Annotated in this window: 13 protein-coding genes and 2 riboswitches; all 13 genes read left to right on the forward strand. The window is 31.7% G+C overall.

Features of this window, described 5'->3' with window-relative positions; translation table 11 throughout:
* Positions 1-11 precede the first annotated feature (11 nt).
* The 13 genes from Ccar_RS22110 (at position 12) to grdD (ending at position 14,283) form a co-directional block, all read left to right on the forward strand.
* Entirely contained in the window at positions 12-851 is an 840-nt protein-coding gene (locus Ccar_RS22110; protein WP_007063751.1) for a DegV family protein, read from the forward strand.
* Between the two features lie 117 nt (positions 852-968).
* Positions 969-1,070: riboswitch (glycine riboswitch) on the forward strand.
* Between the two features lie 126 nt (positions 1,071-1,196).
* Complete coding sequence (gene gcvT, locus Ccar_RS22115) at positions 1,197-2,303, forward strand: glycine cleavage system aminomethyltransferase GcvT (protein WP_048030437.1); 1,107 nt, start codon at positions 1,197-1,199, stop codon at positions 2,301-2,303.
* 96 nt (positions 2,304-2,399) lie between these two features.
* Positions 2,400-2,783 carry a glycine cleavage system protein GcvH gene (gcvH, locus tag Ccar_RS22120; protein ID WP_007060575.1) on the forward strand — a complete coding sequence of 128 codons (384 nt, stop codon included), beginning with the start codon at positions 2,400-2,402 and terminating at the stop codon, positions 2,781-2,783.
* Position 2,784: 1 nt separating this feature from the next.
* Positions 2,785-4,125, forward strand: coding sequence for an aminomethyl-transferring glycine dehydrogenase subunit GcvPA (gene gcvPA, locus Ccar_RS22125; protein WP_007060574.1), 1,341 nt, complete (start codon positions 2,785-2,787; stop codon positions 4,123-4,125).
* The gene (gene gcvPB / locus Ccar_RS22130; RefSeq protein ID WP_007060573.1) at positions 4,126-5,586 is read left to right on the forward strand and encodes an aminomethyl-transferring glycine dehydrogenase subunit GcvPB; all 1,461 of its coding nucleotides are present in this window, start codon (positions 4,126-4,128) and stop codon (positions 5,584-5,586) included.
* Between the two features lie 391 nt (positions 5,587-5,977).
* Positions 5,978-6,146, forward strand: a riboswitch (glycine riboswitch).
* Positions 6,147-6,289: 143 nt separating this feature from the next.
* Complete coding sequence (locus Ccar_RS22135) at positions 6,290-6,667, forward strand: GrdX family protein (RefSeq protein WP_179945228.1); 378 nt, start codon at positions 6,290-6,292, stop codon at positions 6,665-6,667.
* Between the two features lie 72 nt (positions 6,668-6,739).
* On the forward strand, positions 6,740-7,660 hold the full coding sequence (gene trxB / locus Ccar_RS22140) for a thioredoxin-disulfide reductase (RefSeq protein ID WP_007060571.1): 921 nt from the start codon (positions 6,740-6,742) through the stop codon (positions 7,658-7,660).
* Positions 7,661-7,680: 20 nt separating this feature from the next.
* Positions 7,681-8,013, forward strand: a complete 333-nt coding sequence (gene trxA / locus Ccar_RS22145) for a thioredoxin TrxA (RefSeq protein ID WP_007060570.1) — start codon at positions 7,681-7,683, stop codon at positions 8,011-8,013.
* Positions 8,014-8,220: 207 nt separating this feature from the next.
* Entirely contained in the window at positions 8,221-9,507 is a 1,287-nt protein-coding gene (locus Ccar_RS22150) for a glycine/sarcosine/betaine reductase component B subunit (RefSeq protein ID WP_007060569.1), read from the forward strand.
* A gap of 67 nt (positions 9,508-9,574) precedes the next feature.
* Positions 9,575-10,039: a glycine/sarcosine/betaine reductase complex selenoprotein A gene (gene grdA / locus Ccar_RS22160; RefSeq protein WP_081449292.1), complete on the forward strand. Its 465-nt coding sequence runs from the start codon at positions 9,575-9,577 to the stop codon at positions 10,037-10,039.
* A 75-nt stretch (positions 10,040-10,114) separates the two neighbouring features.
* Positions 10,115-11,422, forward strand: a complete 1,308-nt coding sequence (grdB, locus tag Ccar_RS22165; RefSeq protein WP_081449291.1) for a glycine reductase complex selenoprotein B — start codon at positions 10,115-10,117, stop codon at positions 11,420-11,422.
* Between the two features lie 160 nt (positions 11,423-11,582).
* Complete coding sequence (gene grdC / locus Ccar_RS22175; protein ID WP_007060564.1) at positions 11,583-13,115, forward strand: glycine/sarcosine/betaine reductase complex component C subunit beta; 1,533 nt, start codon at positions 11,583-11,585, stop codon at positions 13,113-13,115.
* A gap of 16 nt (positions 13,116-13,131) precedes the next feature.
* Positions 13,132-14,283: a glycine/sarcosine/betaine reductase complex component C subunit alpha gene (gene grdD / locus Ccar_RS22180; RefSeq protein ID WP_007064562.1), complete on the forward strand. Its 1,152-nt coding sequence runs from the start codon at positions 13,132-13,134 to the stop codon at positions 14,281-14,283.
* The last annotated feature ends 194 nt before the right edge of the window (positions 14,284-14,477 follow it).

The following is a 14,477-nucleotide window of genomic DNA, read 5'->3' on the forward strand; positions in this document are numbered from 1 at the left end:
GAAGTTAAGGTATGGAAAAAATAAAGATAATAACGGATAGTACATCAGATCTGCCATTAAATATAGTAGAAAAATATGATATTGAAGTACTTCCACTCCTTGTTAGTTTTGGTGAAGAAACTTATCAAGATGGTGTAGGCATAAATTTACATACACTGTTATCCAAAATGGATGGAAATAAAGATTTTCCAACAACAGCACAGGTAAATCCACAAAGATTTATGGAATGTTATAAAAAGTATCTTGATCAAGGATATAAGATAGTATCCATACATATCTCATCAAAGTTAAGTGGTACGTATCAATCAGCTTGTATAGCTAAAGATACATTAGAAACAGAAGATATAGTAGTAATAGATAGTTTTAATGTTACATCAGGTCTTGGAATTTTAGTTATGAAGTCAGCCGAATTAAAAGAAAAAGGTTTAGGAATATATGATATAGAAACAGAAATTAAAAATTTAATTCCCCATGTAAAAAGTGTATTGGCATTTGGGACAATGGACAATCTTATTAAAGGTGGTAGAATATCTAAAACTGCAGGGACCATAGCAAATATTTTAGGAATAAAACCCATAATTTCTATAGAAAATGGAGAATTAATTGTAATAGATAAAGTAAGAGGAAGTAAAAAAGCTATAAGATTTATACTAGATTATTTAGATAAAAAAGGTATAAAGCAGGGGGAAACCTCTGTACTTTTGCATGTAGAAAATAAAGATATTTTAGATAACCTAAGAGAAGATTTGAAAGAAAAAAATAATAAGTTTATTGAATGTGAAGTAGGATGTGTAGTTGGAGTATATGCAGGAGCAGGTGCTTGTGGTGTATTTTTCATAGAAGATTTTTAATTAAAAAACTAAACTTCAAATTTATAACAAATAAGTTAAAAGCTATTGAAAAAAGTACAGGTGTATAATATAATGTAATAGAAGTTATAAATTTTACTTATAATTAAATAAAGACAGATGAAAGTATAAAGAGATATCCTTAAGTGGGTAGCCGTCGGGGAAATATAAAAAAGAAGTATTTTTATAAAAACTCTCAGGCAAAGGGATTTATACTGGATGGAACTCTGAATAGTGAGTATATATTTTCCTAAGATTGTATTACATAACTAACAGTGTTAAACAGAGACATGATGATAGAAGTATCATTATGTCTTTTTTTATATATAATTCAAGGAGGGATTAATTATGGGGGATTTGAAAAAAACACCATTGTTTGATGTCTATCCAAGGTATGGAGGCAAAATTATAGATTTTGCAGGATGGGCACTTCCAGTTCAGTATCAAGGTATAATTGCTGAACATGAAGCAGTACGAAGTGCAGCAGGTATTTTTGATGTATCACACATGGGAGAAGTAGAAGTTAAGGGTAAAGATGCTTTAAAATTTGTACAAAACATAATCACTAATGATGCTTCTACATTGGAGAATAATCAGGCACTTTATAGTCCAATGTGTTATGAAAATGGGGGAACAGTAGATGACATACTTGTGTATAAATATGCTGATGATTATTTTTATTTAGTTATTAATGCAGGGAATATAGATAAAGATTTTAAATGGATGATGGATCATAAAGATAATTTAGATGTAGATATCATAAACATATCTCCAGATATTTGTGAATTTGCTATTCAAGGTCCAAAAGCGCAGATGATATTACAGAAGGTTGTAAATATAGATTTAGAAAATATAAAGTTTTTTTACTGTGAAAGAAATGTAAAAGTTAATAATGTTGATTGTATGATATCAAGAACAGGTTACACAGGTGAAGATGGTTTCGAAATATTTTGCAATGCTAAAGATGGGGAAAGCATATGGGTTAAACTTCTAGAGGTTGGAAAAGATGATGGTCTCATACCTGTAGGGCTTGGTTGTAGGGATACTTTAAGGTTTGAAGCATGTTTACCCTTGTATGGCAATGAGCTTACTGAAGATATAAGTCCTTTGGAAGCAGGAATTGGTTTTTTTGTAAAGTTAAATGAGGATGAATTTATAGGCAAGGAAGCATTGATGAAACAGAAATCCCAGGGTTTGAAAAGGAAAATTGCGGGATTTGAAATGAAGGATAGAGGAATTCCAAGGCATGGGTATAAGGTTCAAGTGAATGGTGAAGAAATTGGTTTTGTTACTACAGGATATAAATCGCCTTCTTTAAATAAAAATATAGGTCTTGCTCTTATAAAATCAGATTATGCAGCTTTGGGAAAAGAAATAGAAATTATTATTAGAAACAAAGGAGCTAAGGCTGAAATAATAGATAAAAAGTTTTATAAAAAAAATTATAAAAAATAGTTTAAAATATAAAATTTTTTTATATTTATTTAAATTAAGTAGGAAAATTTATGCTTTATCAAATAAAAAATAAAATTTTTATGAGGGGGAATAAAAATGAAATTGTTAGAGAACTTAAAGTACACTAAGGATCATGAGTGGGTAAAGGTTGAAGGAGATAAGGCTTATATAGGTATTACAGATTTTGCACAACATTCTTTAGGAGATATTGTATTTGTTGAACTTCCAGAGGTGGATTCTGAATTTAATGCAGAAGAAGCTTTTGGAGTAGTTGAATCTGTAAAGGCAGCATCAGACATATATATGCCTATAAGTGGAAAAATAGTTAAAGTAAATGAAGACTTGGTTGATTCACCTGAATTAGTAAATGAAGACCCTTATGAGAACTGGATAATAATGATTAGCATTTCAGATACAGCACAGCTAAATGATTTATTGGACAGCAAGACTTATGAAGATTTGTGTGGTAAGGAGGAATAATATGTTTCCATATATACCTGTAACTCCTGAAGATGAAAAGAAAATGTTAGATAGTATTGGCTTAAATTCATTAGATGACCTTTTTTCAGATATTCCAGAAAGTATAAAACTTAAAAGATCTTTAAATTTACCAGAGGGATTATCAGAATTAGAACTTTCAAAATATTTGGATACTTTAGCTAATAAAAACTTAAGCACAAGTGAACTTACCTGCTTTTTAGGTGCAGGTGCTTATGATCATTATATTCCAGCTTTAATTAAACATATAGTTTCCAAATCAGAATTTTATACTGCATATACACCTTATCAGGCAGAAATAAGCCAAGGAACATTACAATGTATATTTGAATATCAAAGTATGATTTGTGAACTTACAGGACTTGATGCTGCTAATGCTTCTATGTATGATGGAGCAACTGCTTGTACAGAGGCAGCTTTAATGGCAGTTGATAGCACAAGAAAGAGGAAAATATTAGTATCTAAGACTGTTCATCCAGAAACTAGAAAGGTATTAGAAACTTATACGAAATTTAAAGATATAGAATTAGTGGAAATAGGTATAGCAGATGGAGTTACTGATTTAGAAAAATTAACATCAGCTATTGACAATAAAACAGCAGGAGTTATATTACAAAATCCTAATTTCTTTGGAATAATAGAGGATGTTAAGGAAGTAGAAAAAGTTACTCACGACAATAAGGCATTACTTATTATGAGTGTGGACCCTATATCCCTTGGTATATTAAAATCTCCAGGAGAATTAGGTGCAGATATAGCAGTTGGTGAAGGACAAAGTTTAGGAAACAATATGAGTTTTGGAGGTCCGTATGTTGGCTTTATGGCAACTAAAGCAAAGCTTATGCGTAAAATGCCAGGAAGAATAGTAGGACAGACTCAGGACTTGGATGGAAAAAGAGGTTTTGTTTTAACACTACAAGCAAGGGAACAGCATATAAGAAGGGAAAAAGCAACTTCTAATATATGTTCAAATGAAGCTTTAAATGCCTTGACTGCGGCAATATATCTTACTACCATGGGTAAAAAAGGAATTAAGGAAGTAGCTTATCAAAGCACACAAAAAGCTCATTATGCTTTTAATAAAATCACTAAATCAGGAAAGTTTAAACCTTTATTTAATAAACCTTTCTTTAAGGAATTTGCAGTAGTAAGTGAAAAGGAACCAGCAATTATAAATGATGAATTATTAAAAAATAAAATACTTGGAGGTTATCCTTTAGGTAAAAATTATGCTCCCTATAAAAATGCACTGCTTTTCTGTGTAACAGAAAAAAGGACAGCTCAGGAGATTGATAAATTAGTAAGTGTAATGGAGGGAGTATAAATGAAAGAATATAATAAATTGATTTTTGAAGTTTCAAAGCCAGGAAGAGTGGCTTATACACTTCCTAAATGTGATGTAGAATGTGAAGCTGTTGAAAATTTAATTCCTAAAGATATGCTAAAGACTAGTGATGTGGAACTTCCAGAGGTTAGTGAACCAGATGTAATAAGACATTTTACACTTCTTGCAAATAAGAATTATGGAGTAGATAATGGTTTTTATCCTTTAGGCTCTTGTACCATGAAATACAATCCTAAAATAAATGAAGATATAGCTTCTAACCCACAGTATTTAAACATTCATCCATATCAAAGTGAAGATACTGTACAAGGAGCACTTGAAATAATGTATGATTTGAGCAGTAAACTTTCAGAAATATCTGGTATGGATTATGTTACACTTCAGCCAGCAGCAGGTGCTCATGGAGAACTTACAGGACTTATGATAATTAAATCTTATCATAGAAAAAGAGGAGATTTGAAAAGAACAAAAATCATAGTTCCTGATTCTGCACATGGAACAAATCCTGCCAGTGCCAATGTAGCTGGTTTCACTATAGTTGAAGTAAAATCTGATAAAAAAGGACTTGTAGATATAGAATCCTTAAAATCTGTATTAAATGATGAGATAGCAGGATTAATGTTAACAAATCCAAATACATTAGGTCTTTTTGATTCAAATATTAAATTAATATCAGATATGCTGCATGAAGCTGGAGGCCTTGTTTACTACGATGGTGCAAATTTAAATGCTATTATGGGAGAAGCAAGACCTGGAGATATGGGATTTGATGTAGTTCATATGAATCTTCATAAAACATTTTCAACACCCCATGGAGGTGGAGGTCCAGGAAGTGGCCCTGTAGGAGTAAAAGAGAGGTTAGCTGAATTTTTGCCTGTACCTGTTATAGAAAAGAAAGAGGAAAAATATACTTTGAATTATGAAAGGCCTTATTCTATTGGAAAAGTTAAAAGTTTTTATGGTAATTTTAATGTTATAGTAAAAGCTTATTCCTATGTACTTACAATGGGAGCAGAAGGACTTAAAAAAGCTAGTGACATAGCTGTATTAAATGCCAATTATATAAAAAGTAAATTAAAGGATTATTATAATCAGCCTATAGATAGTATATGTAAACATGAATTTGTAATGGCAGGTTTAAAGGATGCACCTGAAGGTGTTAGTACTCTTGATGTAGCTAAAAGGTTATTAGATTATGGATATCATCCACCAACAATATATTTTCCTTTAATTATCGATAGCGCATTGATGATAGAGCCTACAGAAACGGAAAGTAAGGAAACTTTGGATGGATTCATAGATTCCATGATAAAAATAGCTGAAGAAGCTAGAGAAAATCCTGAAATATTAATAAATGCACCACATAACACACCAGTTAAAAGATTGGATGAAGTAAAAGCTGCTAGAAATCCTGTGGTGAAATATAGTAAGAAAGATTAGATAATTTATTATAAATAATCTACATTAAAAAAGTTATAATACAAAATTGTTAAAAAAATAATTACTGTTAATACTTGATAACCCATAAATAACATTTATTTGTAAATAGTGTTGCAAATAAATGTTGTTTTTATATGTGATAAAATATATCAATTTATATAAAACTATGAAGTTACTTATTCATATATCTGAAAATAGATAAAATAATAGTCAGCAACTATAAAGAATTGCATAATATATGGATTAAAATGGATATTATGTATCCGAAAACAAAATGAATGCTATAAAAAAATACAATAGAAAATGTTTTCAAAAATTGTAGAAAAAAATATATCTATAATATATAATGATAATTGAAAAGAGAAGTATAGAAAAACTTAATATATTTAGGATGATGTTTTCGGGAGATTAAGTAGAAAACTTAACAAAGTTTTACTTTAAGAGTTTACTTAGCTATATATTTTAAATATATAGTATCCTTTAATGGATAGCCGAAGGAGTAAGTATTATTTTACCGTAATAATTATGAACCTCTCAGGCAAAAGGACCGAAAACGGACAAATCTCTGGGAAGCGTAAGCACCGAAGGAGTAAATCTCTCAGGTTAAAGGACAGAGGTATAAAACGGAAGTTTTATACCCCTGTTTTTATTTTTGTAAAGAAAGCTTTGCTTATATCCAATTATGGCAAAAGGAGAGTAAAAAGTGATGGAAGAGGTAATAATTATTACAAATAATCCTATGAGTAGAGATAAATTAAGTAATAAACACAAAGTAGATTTTATAGAAGGTGCTGCTATGGAGGTTTATACAAAAGTTAGAGATTACATTCATAAAGGGCATAAATTGTTAACTCATCCTTTAATGAGCAGTATAAAACCCAATGAAACTCCATATAGAACAATAGTTATATCTAAGGATAATGACAGCACAGTTGATATAAAATCTTTGGGTTATATAGAGGAAGCTGTACATACTACTGAAAAGTTTTTAAAAAATTATGGATTGCCCAATTGGTCTAAGCAAGTATTAGAAGATTTTCAGCTTATAGATTATGATTTGATATATCATGCATTAACATAATTTAGTGGTTAGAACTATTTTTAAAATTGAGAATTTTCTGTATTAAACTTTTGAAAGGTAGGAGGTAATTTTATGGCACAAATTTATGACACTATAATAATAGGAGGAGGACCAGCAGGATTATCAGCAGGACTTTATGCAGCAAGGTCAAGAATGAATACTTTAATTATTGAAAGAGCAAAATATGGAGGTCAGGCAACAACTACAGATGAATTGGAAAACTATCCAGGTTCCATAGAGGAATGTACAGGAACAACTTTAAGTAAGAGAATGAAAAAACAGGCAGAAGATTTTGGAACAAAATTTACTAAAGATGAAATAGTAGAAGTAAATTTAGAAGGTAACATAAAAGTTGTAAAAGGTAAAAAGGAAACTTATGAAGCTAAAACTATAATAATAGCTACAGGAGCAAATCCTAAACTTTCAGGCTTTAAAAATGAAACTGAGCTTAGAGGAAAAGGAATTTCTTACTGTGCAACTTGTGATGCTGACTTTTTTACAGATTTAGATGTGGCTGTTATAGGAGGAGGAGACTCTGCAATAACAGAAGCAATATACCTTACAAAATTTGCAGAAAAGGTTACAGTAATTCATAGAAGGGATGCATTAAGAGCAGCAAAATCATTACAAGAAAAAGCTTTTGATAATCCTAAAATAGACTTTATTTGGAATTCAACTATAGAAGAAGCTGTAGGTGATGAAATATTAGAAAAACTTATATTAAAAAATAAATTAACTGGTGAAACTAGTGAATTAAAAGTAGATGGATGCTTTGTATTTGTAGGATATGATCCAATATCATCTCTATTTGAAGGAAAATTAGACATGGAAAAAGGTTATATTATAACAGATGAAGATATGCAAACTAGTGTAGCTGGAGTTTTTGCAGCAGGAGATGTAAGAAAAAAATCATTAAGGCAGGTAATAACTGCAGCAGCAGATGGTGCTATAGCAGCAACTATCGCTGAGCGTTATTTAGAAGAACATAAATAAAATATTTAGGAGGTCAAAAAATGATTGAATTAAACAAGGAGAATTTTGAAGGTGAAGTTTTAACTTACACTGAAAAACCAGTATTTGTTGATTTTTGGGGAGATAAATGTGAAATATGTAAAGAACTTATGCCAGGAGTACATGGCTTAGAAGAAAAGTATGGAGACAAAATAAAGTTCTCAAGCTTAAATATAAGTACTGCAAGAAGGCTTGCCATAGGACAAAAAGTTTTAGGGCTGCCAACAATGATAATTTATAAAAATGGAGAAAAAGTAAACACAATTACTGCTGATAAAATTACTTCATTAGAAGATGTGGAAAGTTTTATAAAAACATATTATGACACATTATAATAAAAAGAGACAAGATTTAGATGAAAATCATCATCACCTTGTCAAAAATTAAGTAACGTTCATTAAAATCCTAATATATATAAATAAAAAATACAAGTAAATTTTAATACTATTAAAAATTAAAATAGTTAACATTTGTAACAATCAGTATTATTGATAACAATAGGCAATTTTGTACCTATTGAAATAAATTTGGAGGTGAATACTTTGCGTTTAGAAGTTGGAAAAATTTATGTAAAGGACATTCAATTTGGAGCTGAAACAAAAGTTGAAAGTGGAATTCTTTATATAAACAAAGAAGAACTATTAAAAGAAGTAGGTGGAGATGAAAGACTTAAAAGCATTGAGTTTGATATTGCAAAACCAGGTGAAGAAACAAGAATAATACCTGTAAAAGATGTTATTGAGCCAAGAGTTAAGGTAGAAGGCAAAGGTGGAATATTCCCAGGATTTATAAGCAAAGTAGATATGGTTGGTTCAGGAAGAACTCATGTACTAAAGGGTGCAGCTGTAGTAACTACTGGAAAAATAGTTGGATTCCAGGAAGGTATTATAGATATGAGTGGAGAGGGAGCAAAATATACTCCATTTTCAAAGACAAATAATTTAGTAATAACTTGTGAACCAAAAGAAGGGGTTAAACAGCATGAGCATGAAGAAGCAGTAAGAATGGTTGGATTTAAAGCTGCTACTTATATTGGAAAAGCTGGAAAAGATATAAAACCAGATGAAATTAAAACTTATGAAACATTACCATTATTAGAACAGGTTAAACAATATCCTAATCTTCCAAAGGTAATATATGTTTATATGCTCCAAAGCCAAGGACTTTTACATGACACATATGTTTATGGAGTAGATGCAAAGAAGATAATACCAACATTCATATATCCAACAGAAATGTTTGATGGAGCTATTGTAAGTGGAAACTGTGTATCTGCTTGTGATAAGAATCCAAGTTATGTTCATATGAATCATCCAGTAATTGAAGACTTATATGAGCATCATGGAAAAGATTATAATTTCTTAGGTTGTATTATAACAAATGAGAATGTTTATCTTGCAGATAAGGAAAGATCCTCAAACTATACTGCTAAGTTAGTAGAATATTTAGGAGCTGATGCAGTAATTATATCAGAAGAAGGATTTGGTAATCCAGATGCAGATTTAGTTATGAATTGCAACAAGATAAGCGATTTGGGTGTGAAAACTGTATTAATTACAGATGAATATGCAGGACAAGATGGAAGTTCACAATCATTAGCTGATTCAACACCAAAAGGTGATGCAGTAGTTACTGGAGGAAATGCTAATGAAGTTGTTGTATTACCACCAATGAAAAAGTTAATAGGACATCCAGAAGCAGCAAATGTAATAGCTGGAGGACATGTAGGAAGTTTAAGAGAAGATGGTTCTATAGAAGCTGAAATTCAAGTTATAACTGGAGCTACCAGTGAAGTTGGATTTAATAAATTAACAGCTAAAGGATTCTAAATTTTAAAAATTATTAATTTTAGTTACAGGCTTTATTATAAAATTTTTGAAAGAAGGGTGATTATATATGTTACAAGGAAAAAAAGTTATAGCAGTAGGAGATAGAGATGGAATACCAGGACCAGCTATTGAAGCTTGTGTTAAATCAGCTGGAGCAGAGGTTATTTTTGCATCAACAGAATGCTTTGTTTGAACAGCCGCAGGTGCTATGGATCTGGAGATCCAACAAAGAGTAAAAGATTTAACTGAAAAACATGGTGCAGAAAATGTAGTTGTAGTAATCGGGGGAGCAGAAGCAGAAGCTTCAGGACTTTCAGCAGAAACAGTAAGTGCTGGAGACCCAACATTTGCAGGCCCACTTGCTGGAGTAGAATTAGGTTTGGCAGTTTACCATATGGTTGAACCAGAAATAAAAGATGAATGTGATGCTGCTGTTTATGATGAGCAGTGCGGAATGATGGAGATGGTTCTTGATGTAGATGCTATTATTGGAGAAGTTAAAACCATAAGAGAACAGTATTCAAAATTTTAATTAATAGAAATGATTCATTTTTAATAAAAAAATAGTTTAAATATGTGAAAGTCCTAAAAAGGAGGGGAATATTAGATGCTTAAAGTTGTTCATTATATAAATCAGTTTTATGGCGGCATAGGTGGAGAAGAAAAAGCAGATGTAAAGCCAGAAATTAGGGAAGGTTTTGTAGGTCCTGGAATGGGGCTTAATGGATTGTTAAAAAAAGGTGATGCTGAAATTGTCGCTACAGTAGTGTGCGGTGATTCTTATTATAACGAAAATGAAAAAGAGGCTAAGGCTGCAGTATTAGATATGATTAAAAAGTACAATCCAGATTTGTTTATAGCAGGACCTGCATTTAATGCTGGAAGATATGGTGTTGCTTGTGGTTCTATAGCTAAAGAAGTTTCAGAAAAGTTGAATATACCAGTAATTTCAGCTATGTATATTGAAAACCCAGGGGTGGATCTATATAAAAAAGACATATATATAGTAGAAACTAAAAATAGTGCTGCTGGTATGAGAGATGCTCTTCCTAAAATAGTAAACTTGGCATTAAAACTTGCTAAAGGTGAAGAAATAGGATCACCTGAAGAAGAACATTTTATAGAAAGAGGAATAAGAAAAAATTATTTCCATGAAGAAAGAGGCTCAAAAAGAGCTGTTGATATGCTTATAAAGAAAATAAGTGGAGAAAAATTTGTTACAGAATTTAAAATGCCTGTATTTGATAGAGTAGATCCTGTTGCTCCAGTAGCAGATGTTGCAAAGGCAAAGATAGCTATAGTAACATCTGGTGGTATAGTTCCAAAAGGAAACCCAGATCATATCGAATCATCAAGTGCTTCAAAGTTTGGAAAGTATGACATAGAGGGAATTGAAAACTTAACAGATGAAACTAATGAAACAGCACATGGAGGATATGATCCAACTTATGCTAATGCTGATTCAGATAGAGTTCTACCAGTGGATGTTTTAAGAAAGATGGAGAAGGAAGGAAAAATAGGCTCTCTTCATAGATATTATTATTCCACCGTTGGAAATGGAACAGCTGTTGCTTCTGCCAAAAAGTTTGGGGAGAACATAGCTAAAGAATTAATAGCTGACGGAGTTGATGCAGTTATATTAACGTCTACTTGAGGAACTTGTACACGTTGCGGTGCAACAATGGTAAAAGAAATTGAGCGTGCTGGACTTCCAATAGTTCACATGTGTACAGTAGTTCCAATATCTTTAACAGTAGGAGCAAATAGAATAGTTCCTACAATAGCAATACCTCATCCACTTGGAAATCCATCATTAGATGCTAAGGATGAGTTTGAATTAAGATATCATTTGGTAGAGAGAGCATTAAAAGCTCTAGAAACACCAGTAGACAAACAAACAGTCTTTGAAAAATAAAAAAATTAAGAACTAATAATGAAGAGTTAATAGTGAAAGATGATTTTTAGCTGTCGCAAAAATACATATTAACTATTAACTCTTCATTCTTAACTATTAATTTTTTATATTCATAGGCTAATTTTATAGATTTCAATTAGAAATAAGGAGGGGTTTATAAATGAGTTTTCCAGTTGTAAAAAAGGCTTCTTATATTTTGGTAAATACACCAGATATGGTAATACACAATGGTACTACTCAAACATTAGAAAGGGAAACAAACCCAAATTCAGATTATTTGAAGGGATTAAAAAATCATTTAAGATCTTTTGAAGATGCAGTAGGTTATGCACCAAATCAAACATACATAGGAAATTTAACTCCAGAACAATTAAGTGAATTAAAAAGACCATGGCACACTAGTAATGTTGAGGATGCATCAAGGTTTGGAAAATTTGGTGAAATAATGCCTCAAGATGAGTTCTATGGACTTTTAAAGGTTTCAGATGTATTTGATTTAGTAATTCTTGAAAAGTCTTTTACTGAAATGGTTAAGGAAAAGTTTAAAGCACATCCGATTTTAAATGCAAAGGCAGAAGAATTAAAATCAGGAGAAGATGAAGCTGTTATAGAAAAGTTGGTAAATGACAAAGTAGCAGAGGGACTATATGAGAATGGTAAAGTTGTAGGATGTATTAAGAGAGCACATGAATTTGATACCAACCTTTCATCTCACGTAATGCTTGAAAATCTTGTAGTTAAGGCATCAGGAGTTTTAGCATTACTACATCTTGTAAAAAGTTCTGGAGTAGATGTAAATGAAGTAGGATACTTAATAGAATGTTCAGAAGAAGCTATTGGTGATATGAATCAAAGAGGCGGCGGAAATATAGCCAAAGCTTGTGGAGAAATAGCAGGAATAAAAGGTGCTACAGGAGTGGACATGAGAGGATTTTGTGCAGGCCCAACTCATGCTTTAATAACAGCCTCTGCTCTTGTAAAATCAGGAATATATAAAAATGTAATAATATTTGCAGGAGGATGTACTGCAAAACTTGGTATGAATGGTAAGGATCATATAAAGAAAGAAATACCAGTCCTTGAAGATTGTATAGGTGGATTTGCAGTACTTGTGTCAGAAAATGATGGTGTAAGTCCAGTACTTAGAACCGATATAATAGGAAGACATACTATAGGTCATGGTGCAGCACCTCAAGCTGTAATAGAAGCTTTAGTTTTAAATCCTTTAACAAGTAATGGAATGAAGATTACAGATGTAGATAAATATGCTCCAGAAATGCAAACACCTGATATAACTGAGCCAACAGGCGCAGGTGATGTTCCAACACAAAATTACAAAATGATAGGAGCTTTGGCAGTTAAGAGTGGACAGTTAGATAGAAAAGAATTGCCTAATTTTGTAAAACAACATGGATATCCAGGTTTTGCGCCTACTCAAGGACATATTCCATCTGGAGTTCCAATAATAGGCCATGGTATAGAGCATATAATGAATGGAACCTTAAAGAATTTCATGGTTATAGGAAAAGGAAGTCTTTTCTTAGGAAGAATGACAAATTTATTTGATGGAGTTTCAATACTTGTAGAAAAAAATACAGGATTAGTAGAAGAGAGTAGTAGTGCTTCTAAGGAAGAAATCAAAAAAATGATAGCAGAAGAAATGAAAAAATTTGCAGAACAGCTTATGAAATAAAAAGGGGGTGAGTACCTTGGATAGCACAAAAAAAATAATAGCTGAAGTCTTTAATGAAATAGCAGAAGGTATTGAAAGCGGAACTTTTTCAAAAAAAGTTAAAATAGGACTTACAACTTTTGGATCAGAACATGGCGTAGAGGAAATGGTGAAAGCAGCTGAAATGGCTAAGAGTAAGTACGGAGATTTTGATGTAGTGCTTATAGGGCCTAAAGTTGATTGTGACTTAGAAGTAGTAGAAGCTGAAGATGCAGAAGATGGACATAAAAAAATGGTAGAACTTTTAGAAAAAAAACAATTGGATGGTTGTGTAACTCAACATTTTGATTTTCCAATAGGAGTTTCTACGGTTGGAAAATTAGTGACGCCAGCTTTAGGAAAAGACCTTATTCTTGCAACAACTACAGGAACTACGTCTACTAATAGAGTAGAAGGTATGATAAAGAACGCTATATCCGGAATTGCAGTAGCAAAGTCGGTAGGTATAAAAGAGCCTACTGTAGGAATACTTAATGTGGATGGAGCAAGAACTGTTGAAAGATCCTTAAAAGAACTTCAGGAAAGTGGATATGATATTAAGTTTGCAGAATCTTTAAGAGCAGATGGTGGAGCAGTAATGAGAGGGAATGACATTTTAGCAGGAACACCAGATGTTATGGTATGTGATTCTTTAACAGGAAACCTTATGATTAAGATATTTTCATCATTTACAACAGGCGGAAATTATGAGACTTTAGGTTATGGATATGGACCAGGCATAGGTGAAAATTATGATAAACTTATAAATATAGTTTCTCGTGCTTCAGGAGCACCACTTATATGTGAAGCATTAAGATATTGTGCAACTTGTGCTAAGAACGATGTGCTTATAAAAGCATCAACTGAGTTTAAATTAGCAAATACATCAGGTTTAAAGGATATTATAGATAAATTATTAGCAAAGGATAAACAGGTAGTATCAGAAAAGGTGCAAATTCCACCTAAAAAGGTAGTTACCTTTGCTATACCTGGAATAGATATACTAGATCTTGATGATGCATGTAAGGCATTATGGAGAGAAGATATATATTCAGAAAGCGGCATGGGATGCACAGGACCTGTGATATTGGTAAATGAACAGGATGGAGATAAGTCTATAGAAGTATTGAAGAAAACAGGATATAAATAATTTGCAATTTTAAGGCTTTGTAGTAATAAAATTTCTATGAAGCCTTATTATTTAGGTTGTAAATTGGTATAATATACATGTGTGATTTATGGATTTTAGTATAAGCTATGCTAAATACTCATAAGATACTAATGTGTGCTATTATATTTATAAATAGTTACTTAAATTGCAAGGGTTGGATTTCGTTTTCCATT

Source organism: Clostridium carboxidivorans P7, assembly GCF_001038625.1.
Classification (GTDB): Bacteria; Bacillota; Clostridia; order Clostridiales; family Clostridiaceae; genus Clostridium_AM; species Clostridium_AM carboxidivorans.

Bases quoted from the DNA above. Each gene is read 5' to 3' on its own strand.
- trxA (WP_007060570.1), top strand. From the start codon at position 7,681: ATGATTGAATTAAACAAGGAGAATTTTGAAGGTGAAGTTTTAACTTAC.
- trxB (WP_007060571.1), top strand. From the start codon at position 6,740: ATGGCACAAATTTATGACACTATAATAATAGGAGGAGGACCAGCAGGA.
- gcvT (WP_048030437.1), top strand. From the start codon at position 1,197: ATGGGGGATTTGAAAAAAACACCATTGTTTGATGTCTATCCAAGGTAT.
- gcvPA (WP_007060574.1), top strand. From the start codon at position 2,785: ATGTTTCCATATATACCTGTAACTCCTGAAGATGAAAAGAAAATGTTA.
- gcvH (WP_007060575.1), top strand. From the start codon at position 2,400: ATGAAATTGTTAGAGAACTTAAAGTACACTAAGGATCATGAGTGGGTA.
- gcvPB (WP_007060573.1), top strand. From the start codon at position 4,126: ATGAAAGAATATAATAAATTGATTTTTGAAGTTTCAAAGCCAGGAAGA.
- grdC (WP_007060564.1), top strand. From the start codon at position 11,583: ATGAGTTTTCCAGTTGTAAAAAAGGCTTCTTATATTTTGGTAAATACA.
- Ccar_RS22110 (WP_007063751.1), top strand. From the start codon at position 12: ATGGAAAAAATAAAGATAATAACGGATAGTACATCAGATCTGCCATTA.